Genomic DNA, 21,411 nt, shown 5'->3' on the forward strand with positions numbered 1-21,411 from the left:
ATGTTTACAACTAAATGGTGAACCCGTTAAAATTTCGTGCGCATCCTTCAACCCTACATTAAGGCACCCAATGAACAACGATAAACGCCCACTATATATTCCATATGCGGGTCCGGCTCTTATGGCAACCCCTCTATTGAACAAAGGCAGTGCTTTTTCTGCTGAAGAACGTAGTTCATTCAACTTAGAAGGTCTGCTTCCAGAGACAACAGAAACAATTCAAGAACAGGTAGAACGTGCCTACCAACAATACAAGAGTTTCGAAAGCGACATGGATAAGCACATTTACCTGCGCAATATCCAAGATACCAACGAAACCCTATTCTACCGTTTAGTACAAAACCATATTTCTGAGATGATGCCGATCATCTACACGCCAACCGTTGGTGCTGCGTGTGAGAACTTCTCGAACATTTACCGTCGTGGTCGTGGTCTATTTATCTCTTACCCGAACCGTGATCGTATCGATGACCTGCTAAACAACGCAGCCAACCACAACGTAAAAGTGATTGTTGTGACTGATGGCGAACGAATCCTAGGTTTGGGTGACCAAGGTATCGGCGGTATGGGTATTCCTATCGGTAAGCTTTCTCTGTACACCGCATGTGGTGGTATCAGCCCTGCTTACACATTGCCTATCGTTCTGGATGTGGGTACAAACAACCCTCAACGTCTTGCTGATCCAATGTACATGGGCTGGCGTCATCCTCGTATTACGGGCCCTGACTACGATGCATTTGTAGAAGAATTCATCCAAGCAGTACAACGCCGTTGGCCAGATGCACTTATCCAGTTTGAAGACTTCGCGCAGAAAAATGCGATGCCTCTACTAGAGCGCTACAAAGACCGTATTTGTTGTTTCAACGATGACATCCAAGGTACGGCAGCAGTAACCGTAGGCTCTCTACTGGCAGCATGTAAAGCGGCGGGTACTCAACTTTCTAAACAGCGCATCACTTTCTTAGGTGCGGGTTCTGCGGGTTGTGGTATCGCAGAAGCGATCATTGCGCAAATGGTATCGGAAGGGATTTCTGACGAGAAAGCACGCTCTCAAGTTTACATGGTCGATCGCTGGGGTCTGTTACAAGAAGGCATGCCTAACCTGCTTGATTTCCAACAGCGTTTGGTCCAAAAACACAGCAACACAAAAGAGTGGGAAAATGAAGGAAATGGCTTCTCACTACTAGATGTAATGCGTAACGCGAAACCAACGGTACTGATTGGAGTATCAGGTGCTCCTGGCCTATTTAGCCAAGAAGTCATCGAAGAGATGCACAAACACTGCAAGCGTCCGATTGTCTTCCCGCTATCAAACCCAACCAGCCGTGTTGAAGCAACACCAAACGACATCATCCGTTGGACAAACGGTGAAGCGCTAGTGGCAACGGGTAGTCCGTTTGATCCTGTGGTTCACGAAGGTCGCACTTATCCTATCGCACAATGTAACAACAGCTACATCTTCCCAGGTATCGGTCTTGGCGTTTTAGCGGTTAACGCAAAACGCGTGACTGACGAAATGCTAATGGAATCAAGCCGAGCGCTGGCTACATGCTCTCCACTTGCGATTAATGGTCGTGGTGCACTTCTACCGCCTTTGGAAGAAATCCACCTAGTATCGAAGAAGATTGCTTTTGCCGTTGCGAAGAAAGCAATCGAGCAAGGTGTGGCACTGGAAATCACAGACGAAGCGCTAAACGATGCTATTGACCAAGCGTTCTGGCAGCCAGTTTACCGCCGCTACAAACGCACAGCATTCTAAGCTTGAGACAACTTGTATAATTATTAGCCCCTACTCTGTAGGGGCTTTTGTTTTTTAAGCTGTTTTTTATCATCCTAACCAGATTTTGGCATAAATGGGCTTCTCTCTTTTTGTTTCTATCAGATATGATGAGGAATACACATTTATTAAAGGGTATAAGACGTTTTGCTGTTTTCTCGTATAAGGTCAAAGTGGAAGCTTAAGTGTTCGTGGAAGCGAATTGCTTTGATTTTGTCGATCTCTTTATTTGGACTCCTCCTGTCTGTCGTTGCCATCGACCGCTGGGTCGCATTGCAGGCCAAAGACAATATCTTTATCGATTACGACCAAATACCCCAGCACGAAGTCGCGGTGGTGCTTGGTACGAGTAAATACATCGGAAAGACACTCAACACCTATTACACTCATCGCATCAATGCAGCGATCGAGCTTTATAAACAAGGCAAAGTGAAACAGTTTTTGCTTAGCGGAGACAACGCACATCGCTCTTACAATGAGCCATGGACCATGAAACGAGATCTGCTTAAAGCCGGCGTTCCAGAAGAAGTCATCCATCTCGATTACGCTGGATTTCGGACTTTGGATTCCATAGTGCGAGCAAAAAAGATCTTCGCCTCAGAGCGTTTTTTGATCGTGACTCAACGCTTTCACTGTGAGCGCGCGTTGTTCATTGCCGATGCGTATAATATTGATGCACAGTGCCTTGCAGTCGCAGGCCCAACGGCGAATAAACAAAAAACTTCGATGCGAATTCGTGAACTGCTTGCTCGTGTGAAAGCATTTTTGGATCTCTACGTGATGAATACGCAGCCACGCTTCCTTGGCCCTCAAGAGCCAATTCTTGCGGTAGAAGACCCAACAGAAGCATCAAATGCTGAGCGCAACATTCCTATAGAATAATCGGCTGGTACCATTTTCGTGCATCACGTCACACATGAATAACAATTCGTTAAAAACAAATGGGTAGAGTTCTACCCATTTCTAAATCTCAACCTCACATTTTCTTATTTCGCCTACGATTCAGGCCAAATTGCCCTTCGCATTCGCAGTAACATTTAATCAATAAATAACTACAAGTCAGTTACCTTGCCATAAAAAACCGACAAAAAGGCAATGCAAAAGGAGCACACCCATGACCGCACTCGCTGTGACACTGAAGAATTGGTTCTTCACTCGCAACAGCATGATTTTGAATGCCAACATTCTGCTGTTCATTATCTTGTTTAATACCCTACCCTTTGAACCACAAGTCGTAACCGGCATCAGCATCTTAGTTTTTGTTGCGATTCTTTGGTTAACAGAAGCGATTCACGTCAGCATTACCGCTTTGCTGATCCCGATGCTTGCCGTCTTCTTGGGCGTATTTAACACCCAAGCTGCACTGAATAACTTCTCGAACTCAATAATTTTCTTGTTCTTGGGTGGCTTTGCTCTCGCCGCTGCGTTGCACAAGCAGAAACTTGACCAAGCACTTGCTGACAAAGTGTTGCTGATTGCTCGTGGTCGAATGTCTGTCGCGGTATTTATGCTGTTCGGTGTGAGCGCAGGTCTTTCAATGTGGATTTCCAACACAGCAACAGCCGCAATGATGCTTCCTTTGGTATTAGGCGTCATGACGAAATTGGACGCGAAGAAAAACCACAACACTTTCTTGTTCGTTCTTCTCGGTATTGCTTACAGCGCTTCTATCGGCGGTATTGCTACGCTAGTTGGTAGCCCACCAAACGCAATTGCTGCGGCCGAAGTAGGTTTGAACTTCACGGAATGGATGAAGCTAGGTCTGCCAATCTCTTTGATTTTGATGCCAATTGCGATTTTGGTTCTGTACACCATGACCAAGCCAGATTTGAGCCACAAGTTTGAACTTGACCACAAACCTGTTGAGTGGACGAACGGCAAAATGGTCACACTGGCAATCTTCTTACTTACCGTCACTTTGTGGATTTTCAGCAAGCCGATCAACACCATGCTTGGCGGCTTTGCAAAATTCGACACCTTGGTCGCGATTGGTGCCATCTTGCTGCTAGGTGCATCTCGAGCAGTCGAATGGAAGGACATTGAAAAGACAACAGACTGGGGTGTTCTGATCCTGTTCGGCGGCGGTATCTGCTTGAGTAACGTTCTAAAAGCGACAGGCACCAGCGTTTTCCTAGCGCACAGCCTAACTGGCTTCCTCGAACAAGCAGGTGTATTGCTCACTATCCTTTCTGTGGTTGCCTTTGTCGTCTTCTTGACTGAGTTTGCAAGTAACACAGCAAGTGCTGCGCTACTGGTCCCAGTGTTCGCGACCATTGCCGAAGCACTTGGTCTATCACCAGTGATTCTGTCAGCGCTTATCGCGGTAGCCGCATCTTGTGCCTTCATGTTGCCAGTTGCAACGCCACCAAATGCAATTGTGTTCGGTACGGGTCACATCAAGCAAAAAGAAATGATGAGAATCGGCTTCGTATTAAACATTGCTTGTATCGGTGCACTGACACTGTTCGCTTGGTTGTTCTGGTAAAGAAACACTGACTCGATTAGCACTACTCTGCTGTTCACGGTGATCGAATTGATAGCCCAAACTTCCCCTAAAGTGGTGTTCAGCAGTTTCCCTCTTGGTGGCCAGTTGGCCACCTTTTTTTATTCTTTCTTACCTCGTATTGGCAGATTCACTTTGTATTCTCCCTCTATAGGGGAATTCCTAGCGCTCAATCAACCTCAACTCTTAAAGCCTGAACAAACTCTCATACCAGCTTCAATGAACAATCGAGCTCAATAGCCTGCCAACACAAACTGTAGACACAAAAAAGCCGTCATACTTTGCTTTCATAAGCTCAGTACAACGGCGCGTTTAAACGAAAAGTGTGAATCGCTAGAACGTCATGCTATCTATTTATGCCTCATTCTTTTGGCAACTCAACAATCCGTAGTTCACTTCAACGCGGTTTCGACCATTACGCTTAGCGAGATACAATACTTCATCGGCTCTTGCCATGGTCTCGGTTACGCGCTCGTTTTGCATTTGGGCCACACCAATACTGCAAGTAAGCGCCTCACCATGAACCCACAAGTGGTTTGCGACATTCTTGCGTATCATCTCGGCCTTTTTCACGGCTTGTTCGATATTGGTATCTGGACAGAAAACCACAAACTCTTCACCACCCCAACGAACCAAACGGTCATCAGGTGCAATAGAACTAGCAACGACCATGACGAATTCACGCAGAATATCATCCCCCATTTGATGCCCGAACTTATCGTTAATCTTCTTAAAGTTGTCTAAATCCATATAAAGGATGCTCAACGTCGAGTGCCCCCAACGTACTTGGCGTGCTTGCTGTTCTAACCAAGTTTGTACAGCATGACGGTTCATCGCTCCGGTTAGCGCATCTCGGTGCGCCAACTCGGCAAATTCGTAATTCTGCGCGCGCAAAGTGCCATTCACTTTTTCTAGATGACGATGACGACGCTTCGCTTTTTCATACGCCGCTCTGTTTTTCCGTAGTTCATGCAGAGAGAAAGCCAGCCCTAAAGCCATCCAAGAAAACAATAGAGCAAACAACAACGTTTCTTGTGCAAGATAGGCACCTTCAAATTCGATCTTATCAATCACAATTTTGTGCTGACCAAGCGCAGCACCCGAACCAGTGGCAATATCAATACGCGTAATGTTCGAAAACTCTGGCGCAGAATGTTCAATATCGACCTTGTTATCCGCAAGCCACCACGTCATTACCTGTAAGTTCTTAATCGGAATCTCGATGGTTTCACTAAAACTCGATGGAGAAAACTGCATGCCATTGTATTTGATGGTGTATTCATCATCCGGTTTCGAGTATTCCGGATTGTAGTTTCTCAGATAAAGACGCAAGTCATGGCTTGGGTTTTGCCCATTGCCCGCCTCTTCATAATGAAGCTTTAATCGGATGGTATGGTAATTAGAAAGATCGATGCCATGCGTTGGCTGCGCTACATCGGTATAAACCGAGATACCGCAATACGGCCAAGCATAACTGCTTTTTTTCAGCTCACAATTGAGTACCAAGCTTTGCGCATCATAGGTGATATCGGCCGTACTTAGCCCACCTTCGCTCGCATCTTTTGTCGCATAAATATTGAATTGTTCAGGTGTGATGACGAGCTTACGCGTGTCACCTAACACACTGTACAGAGCAACTAAACTGATCGTACAAATCGAAAGAGCGAAGATTAATTTGTGTATCCACTTCATAGGCAAGTGACCTGCTTAACTTATATACAACACAGTGTACTCAATGATATTTCGAACTTCAAATAAAGTCATTTATCAAGAAACAAAATTACTTTTGGCTTGAGTTCTTATTTCCGATACATGGTAACGTGTTTTGAACCGTTATCACGGTTTAAAATCGTCCAATTTGATGACTTACTTGTTATTTGCGAAGCAATTCACAACCACTCAAGCGAGGCACCATCAAGCTTTGCGACGAGAAACAATGGCCATTCATTGTGGAAACATTGCCAGTTATTAACCCTGTCAACCCTGCATCTTGAGCGCACTTCGTTATATACTGTCGAAAAACACAATAACGAGTAATGTCATGTCATTAATTGCTACTGGTACGCTAAACAAAATGCGTGCTTCTCTCGATGGTGCCGTCAGCTATCGTCTTCCCGTGGGTGATGAAGAAGTCGATCTGTCACCGTTTCTCGGTAAAACACTCACGTTGACGCATACTGGCAATATTTTTTGTTGCTCATGCGGTAAGAAAACCAAGAAGAGCTATTCTCAAGGCCACTGTTTCGTGTGTATGAAGAAGCTTGCGAGCTGCGATATGTGCATCATGAAGCCAGAGACTTGCCACTACGATCAAGGCACATGCCGCGAACCGCAGTGGGGAGAAGAAAACTGTATGGTGGATCACTTCGTGTATCTATCAAATACATCAAGCTTGAAAGTGGGCATCACTCGCCACACTCAAATTCCAACACGTTGGATTGATCAAGGTGCAACTCAGGGTCTGCCAATTTTCAAAGTCAAAACGCGTTATATCTCAGGCTTGATTGAAGTGGAACTGGCAAAGCATATTGCAGACAAAACAAACTGGCGCACTTTGCTTAAAGGCGATGGTGAACCGATTGAGTTACAAGATCGTTTTGCTGAACTGCTCCCTCTTGTGCAAGACAAGATTGCTGAAATCAAACAGCAATTTGGTGAAGATGCCATCGAGGTGCTGAGCGAAACCACTACCGATCTTAGCTACCCCGTTCAGCAACACCCAACGAAAATCACCTCTCATAACTTCGACAAAAACCCGGTTGTGACTGGTATTTTGCAAGGCATCAAAGGTCAGTATCTGATTTTTGATACCGGTGTGATTAACGTCCGCAAATTTACATCTTACGAAGTTGAAGTAAGCGCGTAGATACGTCTGCTTTGCTATACAAACTTCCTAGATAGAAAAAGCTCGAGCATTGGCTCGAGCTTTTGTTTTTCTTCGTTCAGAGCGATGAGAGATTAAGTATCAAGGATGCTTTCTAGCACATCAAACAACATATCCACTTCTTCAATAGTGTTGTAATGCATACAACCAATTCGTACGACCCCACCTGATTCTTCTATGCCAAGCTGACGAACCAAACCAAGTGCATAGAAGTGACCATTCCAAACACAGATATTGTGCTCACCTAAGGTCTTAGCGATAAACTCTGGTGAGTACTTGTCAAACGTTAGAGCAAACGTCGGCGTACGTTGCTGACAATCTTCGCTCTCAATGCCATACAGTTTCACACCTTCTAGCGCGTCGAGTCGTTGCAAAAAACGCTCACTTAAACGCTGTTCGTGTTGATTGTAAAGCGCGTAACTTTGTTCTAATCGCTGACGAAGTGGTAAGTCGTTGTCGCCAAACTGAGCCAAATATTCCACTGAGGCCGCAACACCAGCAAGGCCTTCGAAGCTTTGTGTTCCCGTTTCAAAACGACCCGGACCAATATTCGTAGCCGGTTCTACTTTATAGGGACGAAGGCTGTGCAACCATTGGTCAGCCACGTAAGCGATACCGACATGCGGTCCAAAGAACTTATAAGCTGAACACGCTAAGAAATCACAGCCCAGCGCTTGTACATCGACTAAGTGGTGAGGAGCATAATGCACCGCATCGACATAAACTTGAGCACCAACACCGTGCGCCATGTCAACTACGCGCTGAATATCGACTATCGATCCCGTGGTGTTTGACGCATATGTCACGGCAACCAAACGTGTTTTTTCTGAAAGCAGGCTTTGTAAGTGCTCAAGATCTAAAGTGCAGTCCGCTTCATTGATTCGAACTTGGCGAACTACCGCTCCTTTGTCTTCTGCTGCTTGTTGCCAGCTTGAAACGTTCGAGTAATGGTCAAGCGCTGAGACAATGATCTCATCCCCTTCTTGCCAATCACGACTGATTGCACGGCTTAACTGGAACGTCAGTGATGTCATGTTCGCGCCAAAGACAATATTACCAGACGAAGGGGCATTCAATAGCGCTTGTGCCGACTCGCGCGCACTCTGCATGACATCGACTGTAGCTTGGCTAGAGAAGTAATGCCCACCCAAGTTGGAATTAAAACGCCCAAGGTAACCGACCATTGAATCAAGCACAGATTGAGGAACTTGCGAGCCGCCAGGCCCATCAAAAAACGTAACTGGTTTGTCATTATGATACTGAGACAGGGCGGGAAACTGTTCTCTGATTTGATTAAGATTGAAGTTCATTACGTTTGTCCGTTGCGGTTAATACAAAGACATCCATGTGGCCTGCTTGGTCATCAATCACAGAACGAATTGGACAAGCGTTGTGCCAAAGTTTGCTGTCAGCCAACATCGCCACTTCCCCGTTTTCTAATACTTTGCGGAAAAATGGGGCTTGGTTATGGCTACTGTATAGCATGATGTCACCACCAATGATGTTGTGACGACCAACACCAACCATCGCGATATGATCAAATCCGTCTTGGTGCACACCTTCTGGCGCGACCTGCGTTTCGCTATCTAATGCAGTGATTCGAATCTGGTGAATTTCGATTTCTTGACCATTTGGAAGGTGGTTTGCGCTCACGAATAGCGCGCACATTTCGCGAAAGCCGTCACTTGCTAAAATGTCTTTCTCGATAGGTTCAAACTGACGGATGACATCACCCTGAAATCGGTTGATATCTGAAGACTGTACAAAGCTGTTCTTGTTCAAATCGATCACTTGTCCATCTTCAAAACTCACGACTGAGTAGCGTCGTAATCGATATTGCCCATCAGCGTGCTCAGTATGAGGTAACGCTTCAAATGAAGGCGAAAGTTGCTCAATTGCTGCCATGCTGAGCTGAGTTAAATGTAGAGTGTTCTCACGCGAATGTAACATCATTGACTCCTTTAATGAGGCACATTTAATTAACATTTAATTTACAACATAGATTACGCAAATATTCTGCAATTACCAGCTTTTAACGTTGATAGCTTCAACATAAATAAAAAAACGAGATGAAACCCCACAAATAGAAGTTAAATTAGGTATATGTTTTAGATTAAAGCTTACGCAACATTTGAAACTAGATTTCTCTACTGCAAATAGAATTTTATGCTGGATTAAGACAATTTCTATCACGCGATAGTGAGTTCTAATCTATAACCATTTATTCGATCTCAATCGCCGTTTATGCTTTTAAAGCTATAAGAATTTCCATACAATCGAGAGAAATGTTCAGCCCTCTTTGGAGCCACAATGAGCGACGTAAAACACTGTAAATTATTAATTCTTGGTTCTGGTCCAGCAGGTTACACCGCGGCAGTATACGCTGCGCGCGCGAATCTAAACCCTGTGCTTGTGACGGGAATGCAACAAGGTGGTCAGCTAACCACTACAACAGAAGTAGAAAACTGGCCAGGTGATGCAGAAGGCCTAACAGGCCCAGCATTAATGGAACGCATGAAAGAACATGCGGAACGTTTCGAAACAGAAATCGTATTCGATCACATCAACGAAGTTGAACTGTCTCAACGTCCATTCCGTTTAAAAGGTGATTCTGGTGAGTACACCTGTGATGCTTTGATCATTTCAACAGGTGCATCGGCTAAATACCTAGGTCTGGAATCAGAAGAAGCGTTCAAAGGTCGCGGCGTATCGGCATGTGCTACGTGTGACGGTTTCTTCTACCGCAACCAAAAAGTAGCGGTTGTCGGCGGCGGTAACACAGCGGTTGAAGAAGCGCTGTACCTATCTAACATCGCATCTGAAGTTCACTTGATCCACCGTCGTGATTCATTCCGTGCGGAGAAGATCCTCATTAATCGTCTTATGGACAAAGTGGAAAATGGCAACATCATTCTTCACACCGATCGCACACTAGATGAAGTTCTGGGCGACGATATGGGCGTAACTGGTGTTCGCATTAAAGATGTAAACACAGGCACAACTGAAGATCTTGAAGTGATGGGCGCGTTTATCGCGATCGGCCACCAGCCAAACACCCAGATCTTTGAAAGCCAGCTAGAAATGAAAGATGGCTACATCGTTGTGAAGTCGGGTCTAGAAGGCAACGCGACGCAAACCAGCATTGAAGGTGTATTTGCAGCTGGTGACGTAATGGATCACAACTATCGTCAAGCAATCACATCAGCAGGTACAGGCTGTATGGCAGCTCTGGATGCGGAACGCTTCCTAGACGCACTTAGTGACAAATAACTTTTCACATTTGTGTCATATCCTTAAAGCCCAGCGGTATTCCCGCTGGGTTTTCTTTTGTATACTACCGCCTCATTAAAACAATTATCATTAAGCCTTCACGATGGATAAGAAAAAGCAAAGCAGCTTGAATAAGTGGCTTAAGCAACAGAGCAAGTTAGCCAAGCGCTGGCTCATGATTGCGATAGGCCTAGGCGTACTTTCAAGCGTGTTTTTATTGGCTCAAGCAGCCCTGCTCGCCTCCATTCTTCACCAATTAATCATCGAACAAGTCGATAAAAGTGAGCTCATTTGGCACTTTGTCGGATTAGTCGGAACCGTCATCGGCCGCGCTGCATGTACGTGGGGCCGCGAAATTGCGGGCTACCGCTGTGGCGAACAAATCCGAGTTTACATTCGACAGCTCATTTTAGACAAAGTCCACAAGCTGGGGCCTGCTTACATTAAAGGCAAACCAGCAGGCAGTTGGGCAACATTGATTCTAGAGCAAGTTGAGAACATGCAAGACTTCTTCTCTCGCTACTTACCTCAAATGTCGCTGTCGGTATTAGTTCCTTTCATCATTTTGGTTGTGGTATTCCCAGTTAACTGGGCGGCAGGTTTAATCTTCCTTGTGACGGCCCCGCTAGTGCCTATTTTTATGGCATTAGTTGGTATCAAAGCCGCGGAAGCGAACCGTAAAAACTTCAAAGCAATGCAACGCTTGTCCGGTCACTTCTATGACCGATTGCAAGCGATGACGACCATTCGCCTTTTCGACCGTACAAAGTCAGAAACTGAGACCCTAAAAGGGGCATCAGAGGTATTTCGTACCCGCACGATGGATGTACTAAAAATCGCATTCCTTTCTTCTGCGGTACTGGAGTTCTTCACTTCTATTTCTATCGCTATTACTGCGGTTTACTTCGGCTTCAGTTACATCGGTGAATTGAACTTTGGTTACTACGGTGCTGGCGTCACCTTGTTTGCTGGCCTGTTCATCCTGATTTTAGCTCCTGAGTTTTATCAACCACTTCGAGATCTCGGCACTTTCTATCACGCGAAGCAACAAGCGGTGGGCGCTGCCGAAAGTATTGTCGAGTTTCTTGAACTAGAGGTCGATCAAGTGAAAGATGGAACTCAATCTCTTGAACAGAACACGCCAATTCAAATCGAAGCTCAAAATTTGGTTGTTTTCAGCCCTGAAGGGAAACAATTGGCTGGCCCTCTGTCATTTTCATTGGAAGCCAATCAAAGCACTGCGCTTGTTGGCCCAAGTGGCGCAGGTAAAACCAGTTTGGTTAATACCATTCTTGGCTTTATGCCATACAAGGGCAGTTTAAAAATTAACGGCTGCGAGTTGTCTCAACTTGATCTATCGACTTGGCGCGAAGCTGTCAGCTGGATTGGTCAAAACCCAATGTTATTGCACGGCAGCATTCGTGATAACGTCACGCTTGGTAAACACGATATTCCAGACGCACAAGTGAATACAGTGCTCAACGATTCTTACGCAGCTGAGTTTGTTGAAATGCATGGCCTGGATTACGCAATCTCTGACCGTTCAGGCGGTTTATCTGTAGGACAAGCTCAACGTCTTGCACTTGCGCGAGCAATGCTACAAAACGGCCGTTTCTGGTTGCTTGACGAACCAACAGCAAGCTTGGATGCGCGCAGTGAAAAACTGGTGATGGAGGGAATTAATAAGTATACCCAATCCACCACTAACTTGATGATCACTCACCAACTTGCGCCTTTGCAAAACGTTTCACAAATTCTCGTGATGCAAGATGGTCAAATCGTACAACGTGGCGACTACGCTACCCTAGCCTCACAAGAAGGTTTGTTTAAAGACATGTTAGCTGCCAACCTAGCGCAGCGTGAATCAGACAAGGGGAACCTAGATGCGTGATTTACTCCCTTATCTAAAACTGTATAAAAAACATTGGTTCGGTTTGTCGCTGGGTATGCTATTGGCGTTCCTAACACTTGCTGCATCTGTTGGCTTGCTCACTCTGTCTGGTTGGTTTATCTCCGCAGCAGCAGTGGCAGGTTTAACCGTTGCGCGTGAAACCTTCAACTACATGCTGCCAGGTGCTGGCGTGCGCGGTGCCGCAATGGCACGAACAGCTGGCCGTTGGGGTGAGCGCGTTGTAAGCCACAATGCGACATTTAAATTACTGACAGACCTGCGTATCTTCTTCTTCAAGAAACTTGCTCCGCTGATCCCAGGCCGAGTGTCAACAATGCGCGATGCTGATCTGCTGAACCGTCTGGTAGCCGATGTGGACGCAATGGATCACGTTTATCTGCGACTTGTCAGCCCAGTCATTATTGGCATCTTTGGCATTCTGAGTTTAACCGCAGTCTTGGCATTCTTTGACTGGCATCTTGCGCTACTTTTAGGCTCAATTCTTACGATCATGCTTTTGGTGTGGCCAGTGCTTTTTTACAAACTGGGCAAAAACAATGGTGAGCACTTAACGCATAACAAAGCTCAGCTTCGTGTCGCGACACTCGATTGGCTACAAGGCTATAGCGAGCTGAGTATTTTTGGCGCAGAAGAACGCTACCGTAACCTGATTCTTGAAAAGCAAAAACAACTGCTTTCAAACCAGTTTGTAAACGCTAATCTGACTGGTATGGCGTCAGGACTTCTGATGTTGGTGAACGGCCTGACTTTAGTTGTCATGCTTTGGTTTGCTGCTGATGGCGTTGGTGGTCGGGCACCTGATCCTTGGATCGCCCTATTCGCTTTTGCAACAATGGCAAGTTTTGAAATTTTGATGCCTATTGCGGGTGCGTTCCAATACCTTGGTCAAACGCTGACTTCTGCCCGTCGCTTGAACGAAGTGATTCTCGCAGAGCCTGATGTTGTCTTCCCTGAGCAATCTAAACGCGAAGAAAAGCCACTGGATATCGAGTTCATCAACATTGATTTTGCATACCCTGATGGACAACAGAAAGTGCTGAAAGACCTTTCGCTTTCACTTCCTTTAGGCTCGAAAACCGCAATTGTTGGTCAAACGGGTTCAGGCAAGTCGACTCTGATTCAACTACTTTGTCGCTACTGGGATGTAAACCAAGGTGAGGTTCGCATTGGTGGCGCTTCACTAAAAGATTGGTGTGAATCCGATCTGCGCTCAGCAATTACCGTAGTGAGCCAACGAGTAGATGTGTTAAACGGCACACTACGTGACAACTTGTTAATGGCGTCACCAAATGCGACTGATGAGCAACTGGCGGAGATCCTAACAAAAGTAGAACTGGGTGCACTGCTTGAAGAGCCGGGTCTTGATGCTTGGCTGGGTGATGGCGGTCGTCAACTTTCCGGTGGCGAGAAACGTCGTATTGGTATTGCGCGAGCGTTGCTACGAGATGCACCGATCTTGCTTCTTGATGAGCCAACCGAAGGCCTCGACAAGCGCACCGAACAAAAAGTCATGGCGCTTTTCAACGAGTACTTTGCCAACAAGACGGTTGTGTTCATCACTCACCGACTCATCGAATTAGAGAGCATGGACAACATTTGCCTTATGGAACAGGGCGAGATCATTGAGCAAGGCGACCATCAAACGCTACTCGCTCAACACGGTCGTTATTACCAGTTGCTTCAATCTCTATAAGTAAGACTAAAAAAAGCTCATCTCCGGATGAGCTTTTTCATTTTGACTAACTCAACAAATTTGAAGAACGCTCTAACGACCAGACTTCGCCAAGTAAGCTGACATTTCAGCTTCTGGCACCATCCCTCCCCCGGTCGCCCAAACTAAGTGTGTGGCATTTTTCAAACGTTCATCCGTAAGCTGTAAACGAGTCTGGTAGTGTAGAGAACTCGATACATGCACCGCGCCCATCATTCCGGCTAATGCAGAGGGCTCCAAATTGATGCCTTCTCGTTCGCTCAGCTCACCTAAAAGCTGATACATACATTCGTCCGTCACGGTGTAGTAACCATCAATTAACCGCTCCATGGCTCGCCCAACAAAACCAGAAGGACGACCAACGGCCAAGCCATCTGCCGCGGTGAGATTATCTATACCGATATCTTGCACCGCTATCTCATCATGCAAACCCGTATGTACTCCCAACAACATGCAAGGAGAATGTGTTGGCTCAGCGAAGATGCAATGCACGTGGTCACCAAAAGCCACCTTGAGCCCAAAAGCAACACCACCTGGCCCACCACCAACACCGCATGGTAAATACACAAACAGTGGATGACGTTCATCAACCACAATACCTAAATCATCAAATTGTTGTTTTAAGCGTTCACCTGCAACCGAGTAACCTAGGAATAAGGTTTGTGAGTTTTCATCATCGATAAAAAAGCAGTTGGGATCGCTCTCTGCCTGTTTTCGACCTTGCTCAACCGCAACACCATAATCTTGCTCGTACTCAACCACGTTGACACCGTGTGATCGAAGTTTGTTTTTCTTCCACTCTCTCGCATCGGCGGACATATGAACCGATACTGAAAAACCAAGCTTGGCACTCATCATGCCTATCGACATGCCTAGGTTTCCCGTTGAACCAACCGCGATGCTGTATTGTTGGAAAAATTGTCGGAACTCACCACTCAGCAGCTTGCTGTAATCATCACTCTCACTTAACAACCCTGCGGCAATCGCCAGTTTTTCTGCATGAACTAACACTTCATAAATGCCACCACGGGCTTTGATCGAGCCGGATATTGGTAGGTGACTATCAAGCTTGAGCATAAGGCGGCCGAATATTGGGACGTTGTACTGAGTTTCCAAAGCCGCTTTCATCTTTGGAATGTCCACTACAGGCGACTCAATGAGACCAGAAGCGGCTTTGGTTTCAGGAAAAGCTTTCATAAGATAAGGAGCAAAGCGCTTGAGCCTTGCACTCGCGACATGAATATCTTCTGCGTTCAATCCGACGTGCGGCAAACCTTCTTCAAGCGAGGTCACGTTGGGATTAAACCAGCAAACTTCATCTAGGTTGATCAGTTGCTCTACAAGTGGGAATTGTTTTTTAAGCACTTCCACATTCAGCTTGTTCATATCCTCTATCCTGCAATTCGTTCTTTAGAATCTTCCATTCAATTCGTTACGCACATAAACAAAAGCGCCGCAATTGCGACGCTTTTAACTCATTCAATTTGTGCTCTATGCGTAGTTTTGCTCGAACTCTTTCATGAAGTCGACCAACGCTTGCACACCTTCTAGCGGCATTGCATTGTAAATCGATGCGCGCATACCGCCCACCACACGGTGACCTTTTAACGCCTTTAGTCCTTTTGCATCTGCGAGCTCAAGGAAAGTCGCGTCAAGTTCAGGCTTCGCTAATTGGAAAGGAACGTTCATTAATGAACGGTTCGATGGATGAACGCCGTTGCGGTAGAAATCAGACTGATCAATGTAATCGTAAAGCAGTTTTGCTTTTTCGCGATTCACTGTTTCAATGCTCTTAACGCCGCCTTGTGCTTTAAGCCATTTGAAAACAAGGCCAGACAAGTACCAAGCAAACGTTGGTGGCGTGTTAAACATTGATTCTTTTTCAGCAAGAACTTTGTAATCAAGAATACTTGGTAGCACTTGTTTCGCCATGCCGAGTAGATCGTCACGAACGATCGCGATGGCAATACCTGATGGGCCAATGTTTTTCTGAGCGCCCGCGTAAATCACACCGTATTTCGACACGTCGATTTCACGAGAAAGAATTGTCGAAGACATATCAGCAACAATTGGTTTGTCGGTGATCGGAAGATCATTGATTTCGATGCCATCGATGGTTTCATTTGGGCAAAAGTGAACATAAGCCGCTTCTGGGGCAATTTTCCATTCGCTTGCAGGTAGAACAGCTACTTTACCGTCAATCTCTGTTTTGGCATCAAATACGTCAGGTTCGCAGTACTTCTTCGCCTCTTCGACTGCACTTTCAGCCCAGTAGCCACCATCGATGTAGGTTGCAGTTTCTGCATCACCAAGTAAGTTTAGCGGAACAGCGGCAAACTGAGCACGAGCACCACCTTGGCAGAACAGTACTTTGTAGTTGTCTGGAATATTCAGCAAATCACGTAGATCTTGCTCTGCTTCTTGTGCAACTTTGATGAACTCTTTACTTCGGTGACTGATTTCCATTACCGAAGTACCAAGACCTTGCCAGTCGATAAGTTCCTGTTGTGCTTGCTGCATGACAGCTTTTGGCAAAGCCGCTGGCCCTGCACTGAAGTTAAATACGTTGTCCGTATTTTGTTCCATGATGCTCATTGCTCCTGCTATGTAAATATTACGAAATTAATATCACGTTTTTATGGTGATAAAAACAAGAAAAGAGGTCTTAAGACCTCTTTTAAACTGAAAACGTCAAATTAACGGAAAGCCCGAATCATAATCGGCTTATTTCTGCATCAACGCGGGCATTAACAGACCAATCAATGGAAATTCATGACCATTTTCAAACTTAAGCTTGCCTTCACCGATTTGAGCTTTAAGTTCATAACCACCATCGACTTTTTCAATCAACTCCATGATCAAAAGCTCATCAATGCCTTCTTGGATAAATGGATAGTGTTCAACAAGTTCATCTGAGAAGTAAGTACTCAATTCGCCGTTTGTTGCGGTCATCAACTTCATTGGGTCTTGCGTGATATGGTCTGTACCTTGAGGGACAGATAATTGCCACTCGTTGCGGAATTGACCTTCACCAAACGCCAAAGAAAGCTCATTAACTGAAAGCTTAAAGCCCTTACTAAATAGCGTGTCGATGTGAGGCATTAATTCGGACACCTGTTGTTCATCAAGTACTGGTGAGCTTTGATAGATCGACATAATTTGATCGAACGAGTTACTGTCTACATCTGCAATAGCAAAATTCAACTTAAAGTTATCAACATCAGTGCCATCCGTTAGGCGCATTTTTTGAGCATTAATGTTCAATTGGCTGTTTAGCTTCTCACCGGTTTCGTCATTCGACGTGTTGCCGCTGTAGCTCGCCTTTTCAATCAAAAATACCTGTTTAAGCGATGAATCAACCACATCTAACTTTTCTAGAGAAAAGGTTTGTTCACCAAGCCAATAACCTTTCGCTTGCTTACCCTTACCTTGTCCACTCAGATCATTCAGGTGTAGCTCGTCACCATTTTCAAAATCGACTTGAACCGAAGGAATCGATACTTGGTACTTCAAATCACCGAGCACGGTAACATCGCCAGTCACTTGCGCAGGACTTGTCGAAACCGATACGCCTTGCGCTTCATTGCGATAGTTCCAGCTGTCTAAATCCAACGTAAACGCAGTGTTACCATTAAGCTGTGTTTTGCTATGCATGGTAAGCGGGAGAAAATCGTTATCCACCAGCTTAGAGTCTGCTGTCAGGCTAGTTAAACCATGGCTTACATCACTCGTGACTTCGAACATAATCGGCAAACCATCGCGTTCAAACTGTGTTTTCAGTTCAGGGTCAACCACTGAGTATCGAGTTAATACAACGGAAGAAAGGTAGCCGCGTTGGTATTCAACAACTTCGCCTTTGATCATCTTATCATTCATATTGGCGATACCGTCTTCAATGATCGACTGACCAATTTGACCAACCGCAAGCGGCCAACACAACGCCAATGAGATTGCACCACCGATGGCGCCTAGTTTTTTTAAGTTTTGCATAACATCACTTTTCAGGTATTTGCGCTCAGTCTACCCCAAACTAATAACGGATAAAACATTGAGATAAATCAGACTATTGATGCTAATTCTAGTCCATTAATCAGGAATCATACGCAGCTCGCACTCATTACGCCGTTTTATTGATAAAGTTTGCTTGGCCAAGTTTTAACCGGAGCTCAACCACCTGTGAATCGTTACGCTGTATTGTGTCTCGACAATAATCCAATCAGTGCTGAGCAGTTTCGATTGGAACTGTCGGCTTTCTCAAGCAAATTTGATATTTTTTCTGTCGAGTCGATAGAAGAAGCGCAAAGCGCGTTGGAATATCTTGAAGAAAGAGAACAAACTGTCGCGTTAGTGATCGCCAGCCATCACGCGCACTTTAATGGTGTGGATTTTCTCATTGGGCTGGACAAAACACCGCACACCGAGCGCGCTCGTAAAATTCTCATCAGTTGCTCTTCAGATATTGACGCGATACTCACGGCCGTCAATGAAGGTCGTTTGGATCATTGTTTGACCAAGCCTCTACCAGATAACGTCCTTTTTAATACGGCTCAAAAAGAGCTGACGCAGTTTATCTTACGTAATTGCAAAGAAGACTTGCTCAGTTATAGCCAAATCTTGGACCAGCACAAATTGCTACGTGCTCATATCGAAAATCAGATGAGCAATTACCAAGCAGGTTTCTTACACGACTATCACTCGATGTCTGATAATGAACTGGCAGAACAAGTAATCTCTGCCTTGCAACAGTTTTTCAAAGAAAATGACGAAACAAAAGCTTGTCGAACCTACTCTCCTGAGCATTTGCTGACGGTTGAAGGGGAACCTAACAGCTTTTTATGGTTCATAACCAGCGGAGAAGTGGCGCTTTACAAAAGAGACGAACAAGGTATGCAGCGAGAAGTGGTTCGCCATACCAAAGGGAACATTGTCGGCGGCATGTCATTTGTAACTGGGGAATGCTCCTTTTCTACTGCACTTACGCTTACCGAAACAGAAGTAATTAAACTTGATAGAAATGTGTTCCGTAAAGTAATGCAGAGTGACTCAAACCTTCTCCCCCTATTTACGAACTTACTTCTTCGTCATTTCAATCGCCGATTACAGAGAAGCATCAACACAAAATTACAATTGCAGAAAACACTCGAGTCACTTGAATCGGCTCATCAACAACTGATTGAAAGAGAAAAAATGGCCATGCTCGGCCAGTTGGTTGCAGGCGTGGCCCATGAGTTGAACAACCCAATAGCTGCGATTTTGCGTGGTGTAGAAAACCTCACTCATACCCTCGAAGGGCTATTAACTCAACTTCCGACAGCAGAAGTACAAATCAAAGGCGTTCAGCTTCTAACCAGAGCTCAAACCGCCAAGCCAGCCTCGACTGCCGAACTGCGCTCACGCGTCAAAGAACTCAACAGCACGTTACCTGATCGCGCCATTGCCAAAAAAGTCGTCAATTTAGGCCTAGAGAGCGATTCCGAACTCGTTTCCCAACTCGCCAAGAAGAAAGACAATGCCTCCTCTACGCTAGAGACGTTAGAACAATACCATCAAGCAGGTGCTTCTCTCCGTTCTATCAATGTTTGTGCCGCTCGCATCGCTGACATGGTGAAGAGTCTAAAAGGCTACGCGAGATCTGATGATGAACGCATGCACTACGCCGATATCCATGAAGGCATCGAAGACACTTTAGTGATTTTCGAAAACAAGCTAAAGGTACATCAAGTTTCAACAGATTACGCCCCACTTCCGCGTATGCTTTGCCAACCTATTGCATTGCAACAAGTGTGGACCAACCTAATTTCTAATGCGATTGACGCCTTTCCTGACAAAGGGTCGTTAACAATACAAACGAGAGAAGTTGAAAAAAACCAACAGCGTTATGCCGTGATTTCATTTGAAGATAATGGATGCGGTATTCCGGATTCGCAGAAAAAAGCAATTTTTGAACTCAACTTTACAACCAAAAAAGAAGGCAACTTTGGCTTAGGTATTGGACTGTCTATTTGCCAACAAATCGTTGCAGCACACAAAGGCTGGATTGATGTTCAATCGGAACTCAATGCCTTTACTTGTATGACCGTCTGGTTACCAGTCATTGAAGAAGGAGATGAAACATGACTAAGTATCTGATTTTATGTGTCGATGACGAACGAGAAGTCTTGGATAGTGTCCTTCAAGATTTAGCACCATTCGAAGAACATTTCATCGTTGAGGGCGCAGAGTCCGTTACGGAAGCAAAGCAAGTGATTGAAGAGATGGCGGAAGAAGAAGTTCAGCTTGCGCTGATTTTGTGCGACCACATCATGCCAGAACAAACGGGCATCAGCTTTCTTATAGAACTGAGTCAAAATGGTGACACCAAAGCAGCCAGAAAAGTGCTCCTAACCGGACAAGCTGGTCTTGAAGACACCGTTGAAGCGGTAAACCATGCTAGCTTAGATTATTACATTGCCAAGCCTTGGAAAGGTGAGGCTCTAAGACAAGCCATTACATCCCAGCTAACAGCCTTTGTTATTGAAAATGATGACAATTTGTTGTCTTGGACGACGATTCTCGATTCAGAAGCAATCTTGAATGCAATGGCAGATCGCAGAGCTAGCTTCGGAGAGTAATAGTTGAGAGTAGCTCTCTAACAACTAGTGGCGCGCTTTTTGCTTTTGTTACGTCACCATTAAGTCAATTGACAAAACCTCGACACATTTTTGTTGGTCGTAGACCTTCGTTTTTATTATGATGTCGGACAAATCAGATTACGGTTCAAGCATTTGCCTGAATCCATGGAAATAAAGAACAAGGTTTATCGTTAGTTATGCGTAAAACACTATTAGCCGCTGCCCTATTAATGGCATCAAGCCATGCCCTAGCCGCAGACCGAAACGCGCCTGCAACTATGAGCAACTTTAGCTACGATTATTTCGAAGCTCGTATCGGCGCAAGCCCTGTGACATTTGGTGCTGGCTTCAGCAAATCTATTCACCCGAATGCGCACGTTATTGCTCGTATCGACTCTGAGTTTGATAGCGACTTTGATTCTGCTGCAGGTTTTGGCTTTCACTCACCGCTAAACAACTGGGCAGACCTTACAGGTGAAATGCTAATGCGTGTGGTTCAGCCAACAAGCTCAAGCAGCACAGATGTTGGTATGGAGCTAAACCTAGGCGTGCGCCAATGGCTTGGTCCTCAACTTGAAGTGGGTGGTAAAGTTGGTTACGTTTCAATCGACAACGATGACGATTGGACAGGTTCTGCTTACGCGCGCTTCCATTCAACAGAGCTTTTCTCTCTTGGTGCTGAAGCTCGCATCAACGATTTCTACGGTGATCAAATCATGTTCACTACACGCTTCAAGTTCTAA

Annotated in this window: 16 protein-coding genes; 10 read left to right on the forward strand and 6 right to left on the reverse strand. The window is 45.4% G+C overall.

Annotated features, from left to right (window positions below; genetic code table 11):
* Positions 1 to 70 precede the first annotated feature (70 nt).
* The 3 genes from ACYJZR_RS09360 (at position 71) to ACYJZR_RS09370 (ending at position 4,262) form a co-directional block, all read left to right on the forward strand.
* A complete protein-coding gene (locus ACYJZR_RS09360; protein ID WP_005462599.1) occupies positions 71 to 1,759 on the forward strand; it encodes an NAD-dependent malic enzyme in 1,689 nt (562 codons plus the stop codon).
* 165 nt (positions 1,760 to 1,924) lie between these two features.
* Positions 1,925 to 2,659 carry a SanA/YdcF family protein gene (locus ACYJZR_RS09365; protein ID WP_005462605.1) on the forward strand — a complete coding sequence of 245 codons (735 nt, stop codon included), beginning with the start codon at positions 1,925 to 1,927 and terminating at the stop codon, positions 2,657 to 2,659.
* Between the two features lie 232 nt (positions 2,660 to 2,891).
* Positions 2,892 to 4,262, forward strand: a complete 1,371-nt coding sequence (locus ACYJZR_RS09370) for an SLC13 family permease (protein ID WP_005462594.1) — start codon at positions 2,892 to 2,894, stop codon at positions 4,260 to 4,262.
* Positions 4,263 to 4,634: 372 nt separating this feature from the next.
* Here ACYJZR_RS09370 and ACYJZR_RS09375 read toward each other — a convergent pair whose 3' ends face one another.
* Positions 4,635 to 5,972 (reverse strand): diguanylate cyclase, encoded by a 1,338-nt coding sequence (locus ACYJZR_RS09375; protein ID WP_025506978.1) that lies wholly within the window; start codon positions 5,970 to 5,972, stop codon positions 4,635 to 4,637.
* 349 nt (positions 5,973 to 6,321) lie between these two features.
* Here ACYJZR_RS09375 and ACYJZR_RS09380 point away from each other — a divergent pair, with 349 nt between their 5' ends.
* Positions 6,322 to 7,146: a DUF2797 domain-containing protein gene (locus ACYJZR_RS09380; RefSeq protein ID WP_029816917.1), complete on the forward strand. Its 825-nt coding sequence runs from the start codon at positions 6,322 to 6,324 to the stop codon at positions 7,144 to 7,146.
* Positions 7,147 to 7,238: 92 nt separating this feature from the next.
* On the opposite strand, the gene ACYJZR_RS09385 is transcribed toward ACYJZR_RS09380, so the two are convergent.
* Together ACYJZR_RS09385 and ACYJZR_RS09390 are read right to left on the reverse strand one after the other, a co-directional pair.
* Positions 7,239 to 8,474: a cysteine desulfurase-like protein gene (locus tag ACYJZR_RS09385; RefSeq protein ID WP_406964933.1), complete on the reverse strand. Its 1,236-nt coding sequence runs from the start codon at positions 8,472 to 8,474 to the stop codon at positions 7,239 to 7,241.
* Positions 8,458 to 9,117, reverse strand: a complete 660-nt coding sequence (locus ACYJZR_RS09390; RefSeq protein WP_025500448.1) for a 2OG-Fe dioxygenase family protein — start codon at positions 9,115 to 9,117, stop codon at positions 8,458 to 8,460. The genes ACYJZR_RS09385 and ACYJZR_RS09390 overlap by 17 nt, the downstream gene beginning before the upstream one ends.
* 357 nt (positions 9,118 to 9,474) lie before the next feature.
* Here ACYJZR_RS09390 and trxB point away from each other — a divergent pair, with 357 nt between their 5' ends.
* The 3 genes from trxB (at position 9,475) to cydC (ending at position 14,039) form a co-directional block, all read left to right on the forward strand.
* Positions 9,475 to 10,434 carry a thioredoxin-disulfide reductase gene (gene trxB / locus ACYJZR_RS09395; protein WP_140303523.1) on the forward strand — a complete coding sequence of 320 codons (960 nt, stop codon included), beginning with the start codon at positions 9,475 to 9,477 and terminating at the stop codon, positions 10,432 to 10,434.
* 103 nt (positions 10,435 to 10,537) lie between these two features.
* A complete protein-coding gene (gene cydD, locus ACYJZR_RS09400; RefSeq protein WP_025795368.1) occupies positions 10,538 to 12,325 on the forward strand; it encodes a heme ABC transporter permease/ATP-binding protein CydD in 1,788 nt (595 codons plus the stop codon).
* Positions 12,318 to 14,039: a heme ABC transporter ATP-binding protein/permease CydC gene (gene cydC / locus ACYJZR_RS09405; RefSeq protein WP_069549380.1), complete on the forward strand. Its 1,722-nt coding sequence runs from the start codon at positions 12,318 to 12,320 to the stop codon at positions 14,037 to 14,039. The genes cydD and cydC overlap by 8 nt, the downstream gene beginning before the upstream one ends.
* 72 nt (positions 14,040 to 14,111) lie before the next feature.
* Here the strand turns inward: cydC and ACYJZR_RS09410 are convergent, their stop codons facing one another.
* The 3 genes from ACYJZR_RS09410 to ACYJZR_RS09420 form a co-directional block, all read right to left on the reverse strand.
* Positions 14,112 to 15,443: a D-serine ammonia-lyase gene (locus ACYJZR_RS09410; protein WP_203496732.1), complete on the reverse strand. Its 1,332-nt coding sequence runs from the start codon at positions 15,441 to 15,443 to the stop codon at positions 14,112 to 14,114.
* 105 nt (positions 15,444 to 15,548) lie between these two features.
* Positions 15,549 to 16,643, reverse strand: a complete 1,095-nt coding sequence (gene serC, locus ACYJZR_RS09415; RefSeq protein ID WP_005456169.1) for a 3-phosphoserine/phosphohydroxythreonine transaminase — start codon at positions 16,641 to 16,643, stop codon at positions 15,549 to 15,551.
* A gap of 138 nt (positions 16,644 to 16,781) precedes the next feature.
* Positions 16,782 to 18,047 carry a DUF945 family protein gene (locus ACYJZR_RS09420; RefSeq protein ID WP_025505176.1) on the reverse strand — a complete coding sequence of 422 codons (1,266 nt, stop codon included), beginning with the start codon at positions 18,045 to 18,047 and terminating at the stop codon, positions 16,782 to 16,784.
* Between the two features lie 186 nt (positions 18,048 to 18,233).
* On the opposite strand from ACYJZR_RS09420, the gene ACYJZR_RS09425 reads away from it, so the two are divergent.
* The 3 genes from ACYJZR_RS09425 to ACYJZR_RS09435 all read left to right on the forward strand — a co-directional run bounded on the left by ACYJZR_RS09425 (position 18,234) and on the right by ACYJZR_RS09435 (position 21,411).
* A complete protein-coding gene (locus ACYJZR_RS09425) occupies positions 18,234 to 20,174 on the forward strand; it encodes an ATP-binding protein (RefSeq protein ID WP_086458771.1) in 1,941 nt (646 codons plus the stop codon).
* Positions 20,171 to 20,668: a response regulator gene (locus tag ACYJZR_RS09430; protein WP_406964928.1), complete on the forward strand. Its 498-nt coding sequence runs from the start codon at positions 20,171 to 20,173 to the stop codon at positions 20,666 to 20,668. Before ACYJZR_RS09425 ends, ACYJZR_RS09430 begins: the two co-directional genes overlap by 4 nt.
* A 197-nt stretch (positions 20,669 to 20,865) precedes the next feature.
* The gene (locus tag ACYJZR_RS09435; RefSeq protein WP_005459590.1) at positions 20,866 to 21,411 is read left to right on the forward strand and encodes a hypothetical protein; all 546 of its coding nucleotides are present in this window, start codon (positions 20,866 to 20,868) and stop codon (positions 21,409 to 21,411) included.

The sequence above is a fragment of the Vibrio sp. RC2502 genome, from assembly GCF_054850435.1.

Coding starts and splice junctions, on each gene's coding strand:
- ACYJZR_RS09360 (WP_005462599.1), top strand. CDS start 71: ATGAACAACGATAAACGCCCACTATATATTCCATATGCGGGTCCGGCT.
- ACYJZR_RS09370 (WP_005462594.1), top strand. CDS start 2,892: ATGACCGCACTCGCTGTGACACTGAAGAATTGGTTCTTCACTCGCAAC.
- ACYJZR_RS09375 (WP_025506978.1), bottom strand. CDS start 5,972: ATGAAGTGGATACACAAATTAATCTTCGCTCTTTCGATTTGTACGATC.
- ACYJZR_RS09380 (WP_029816917.1), top strand. CDS start 6,322: ATGTCATTAATTGCTACTGGTACGCTAAACAAAATGCGTGCTTCTCTC.
- ACYJZR_RS09385 (WP_406964933.1), bottom strand. CDS start 8,474: ATGAACTTCAATCTTAATCAAATCAGAGAACAGTTTCCCGCCCTGTCT.
- ACYJZR_RS09390 (WP_025500448.1), bottom strand. CDS start 9,117: ATGATGTTACATTCGCGTGAGAACACTCTACATTTAACTCAGCTCAGC.
- trxB (WP_140303523.1), top strand. CDS start 9,475: ATGAGCGACGTAAAACACTGTAAATTATTAATTCTTGGTTCTGGTCCA.
- cydD (WP_025795368.1), top strand. CDS start 10,538: ATGGATAAGAAAAAGCAAAGCAGCTTGAATAAGTGGCTTAAGCAACAG.
- cydC (WP_069549380.1), top strand. CDS start 12,318: ATGCGTGATTTACTCCCTTATCTAAAACTGTATAAAAAACATTGGTTC.
- ACYJZR_RS09410 (WP_203496732.1), bottom strand. CDS start 15,443: ATGAACAAGCTGAATGTGGAAGTGCTTAAAAAACAATTCCCACTTGTA.
- serC (WP_005456169.1), bottom strand. CDS start 16,643: ATGGAACAAAATACGGACAACGTATTTAACTTCAGTGCAGGGCCAGCG.
- ACYJZR_RS09420 (WP_025505176.1), bottom strand. CDS start 18,047: ATGCAAAACTTAAAAAAACTAGGCGCCATCGGTGGTGCAATCTCATTG.
- ACYJZR_RS09430 (WP_406964928.1), top strand. CDS start 20,171: ATGACTAAGTATCTGATTTTATGTGTCGATGACGAACGAGAAGTCTTG.
- ACYJZR_RS09435 (WP_005459590.1), top strand. CDS start 20,866: ATGCGTAAAACACTATTAGCCGCTGCCCTATTAATGGCATCAAGCCAT.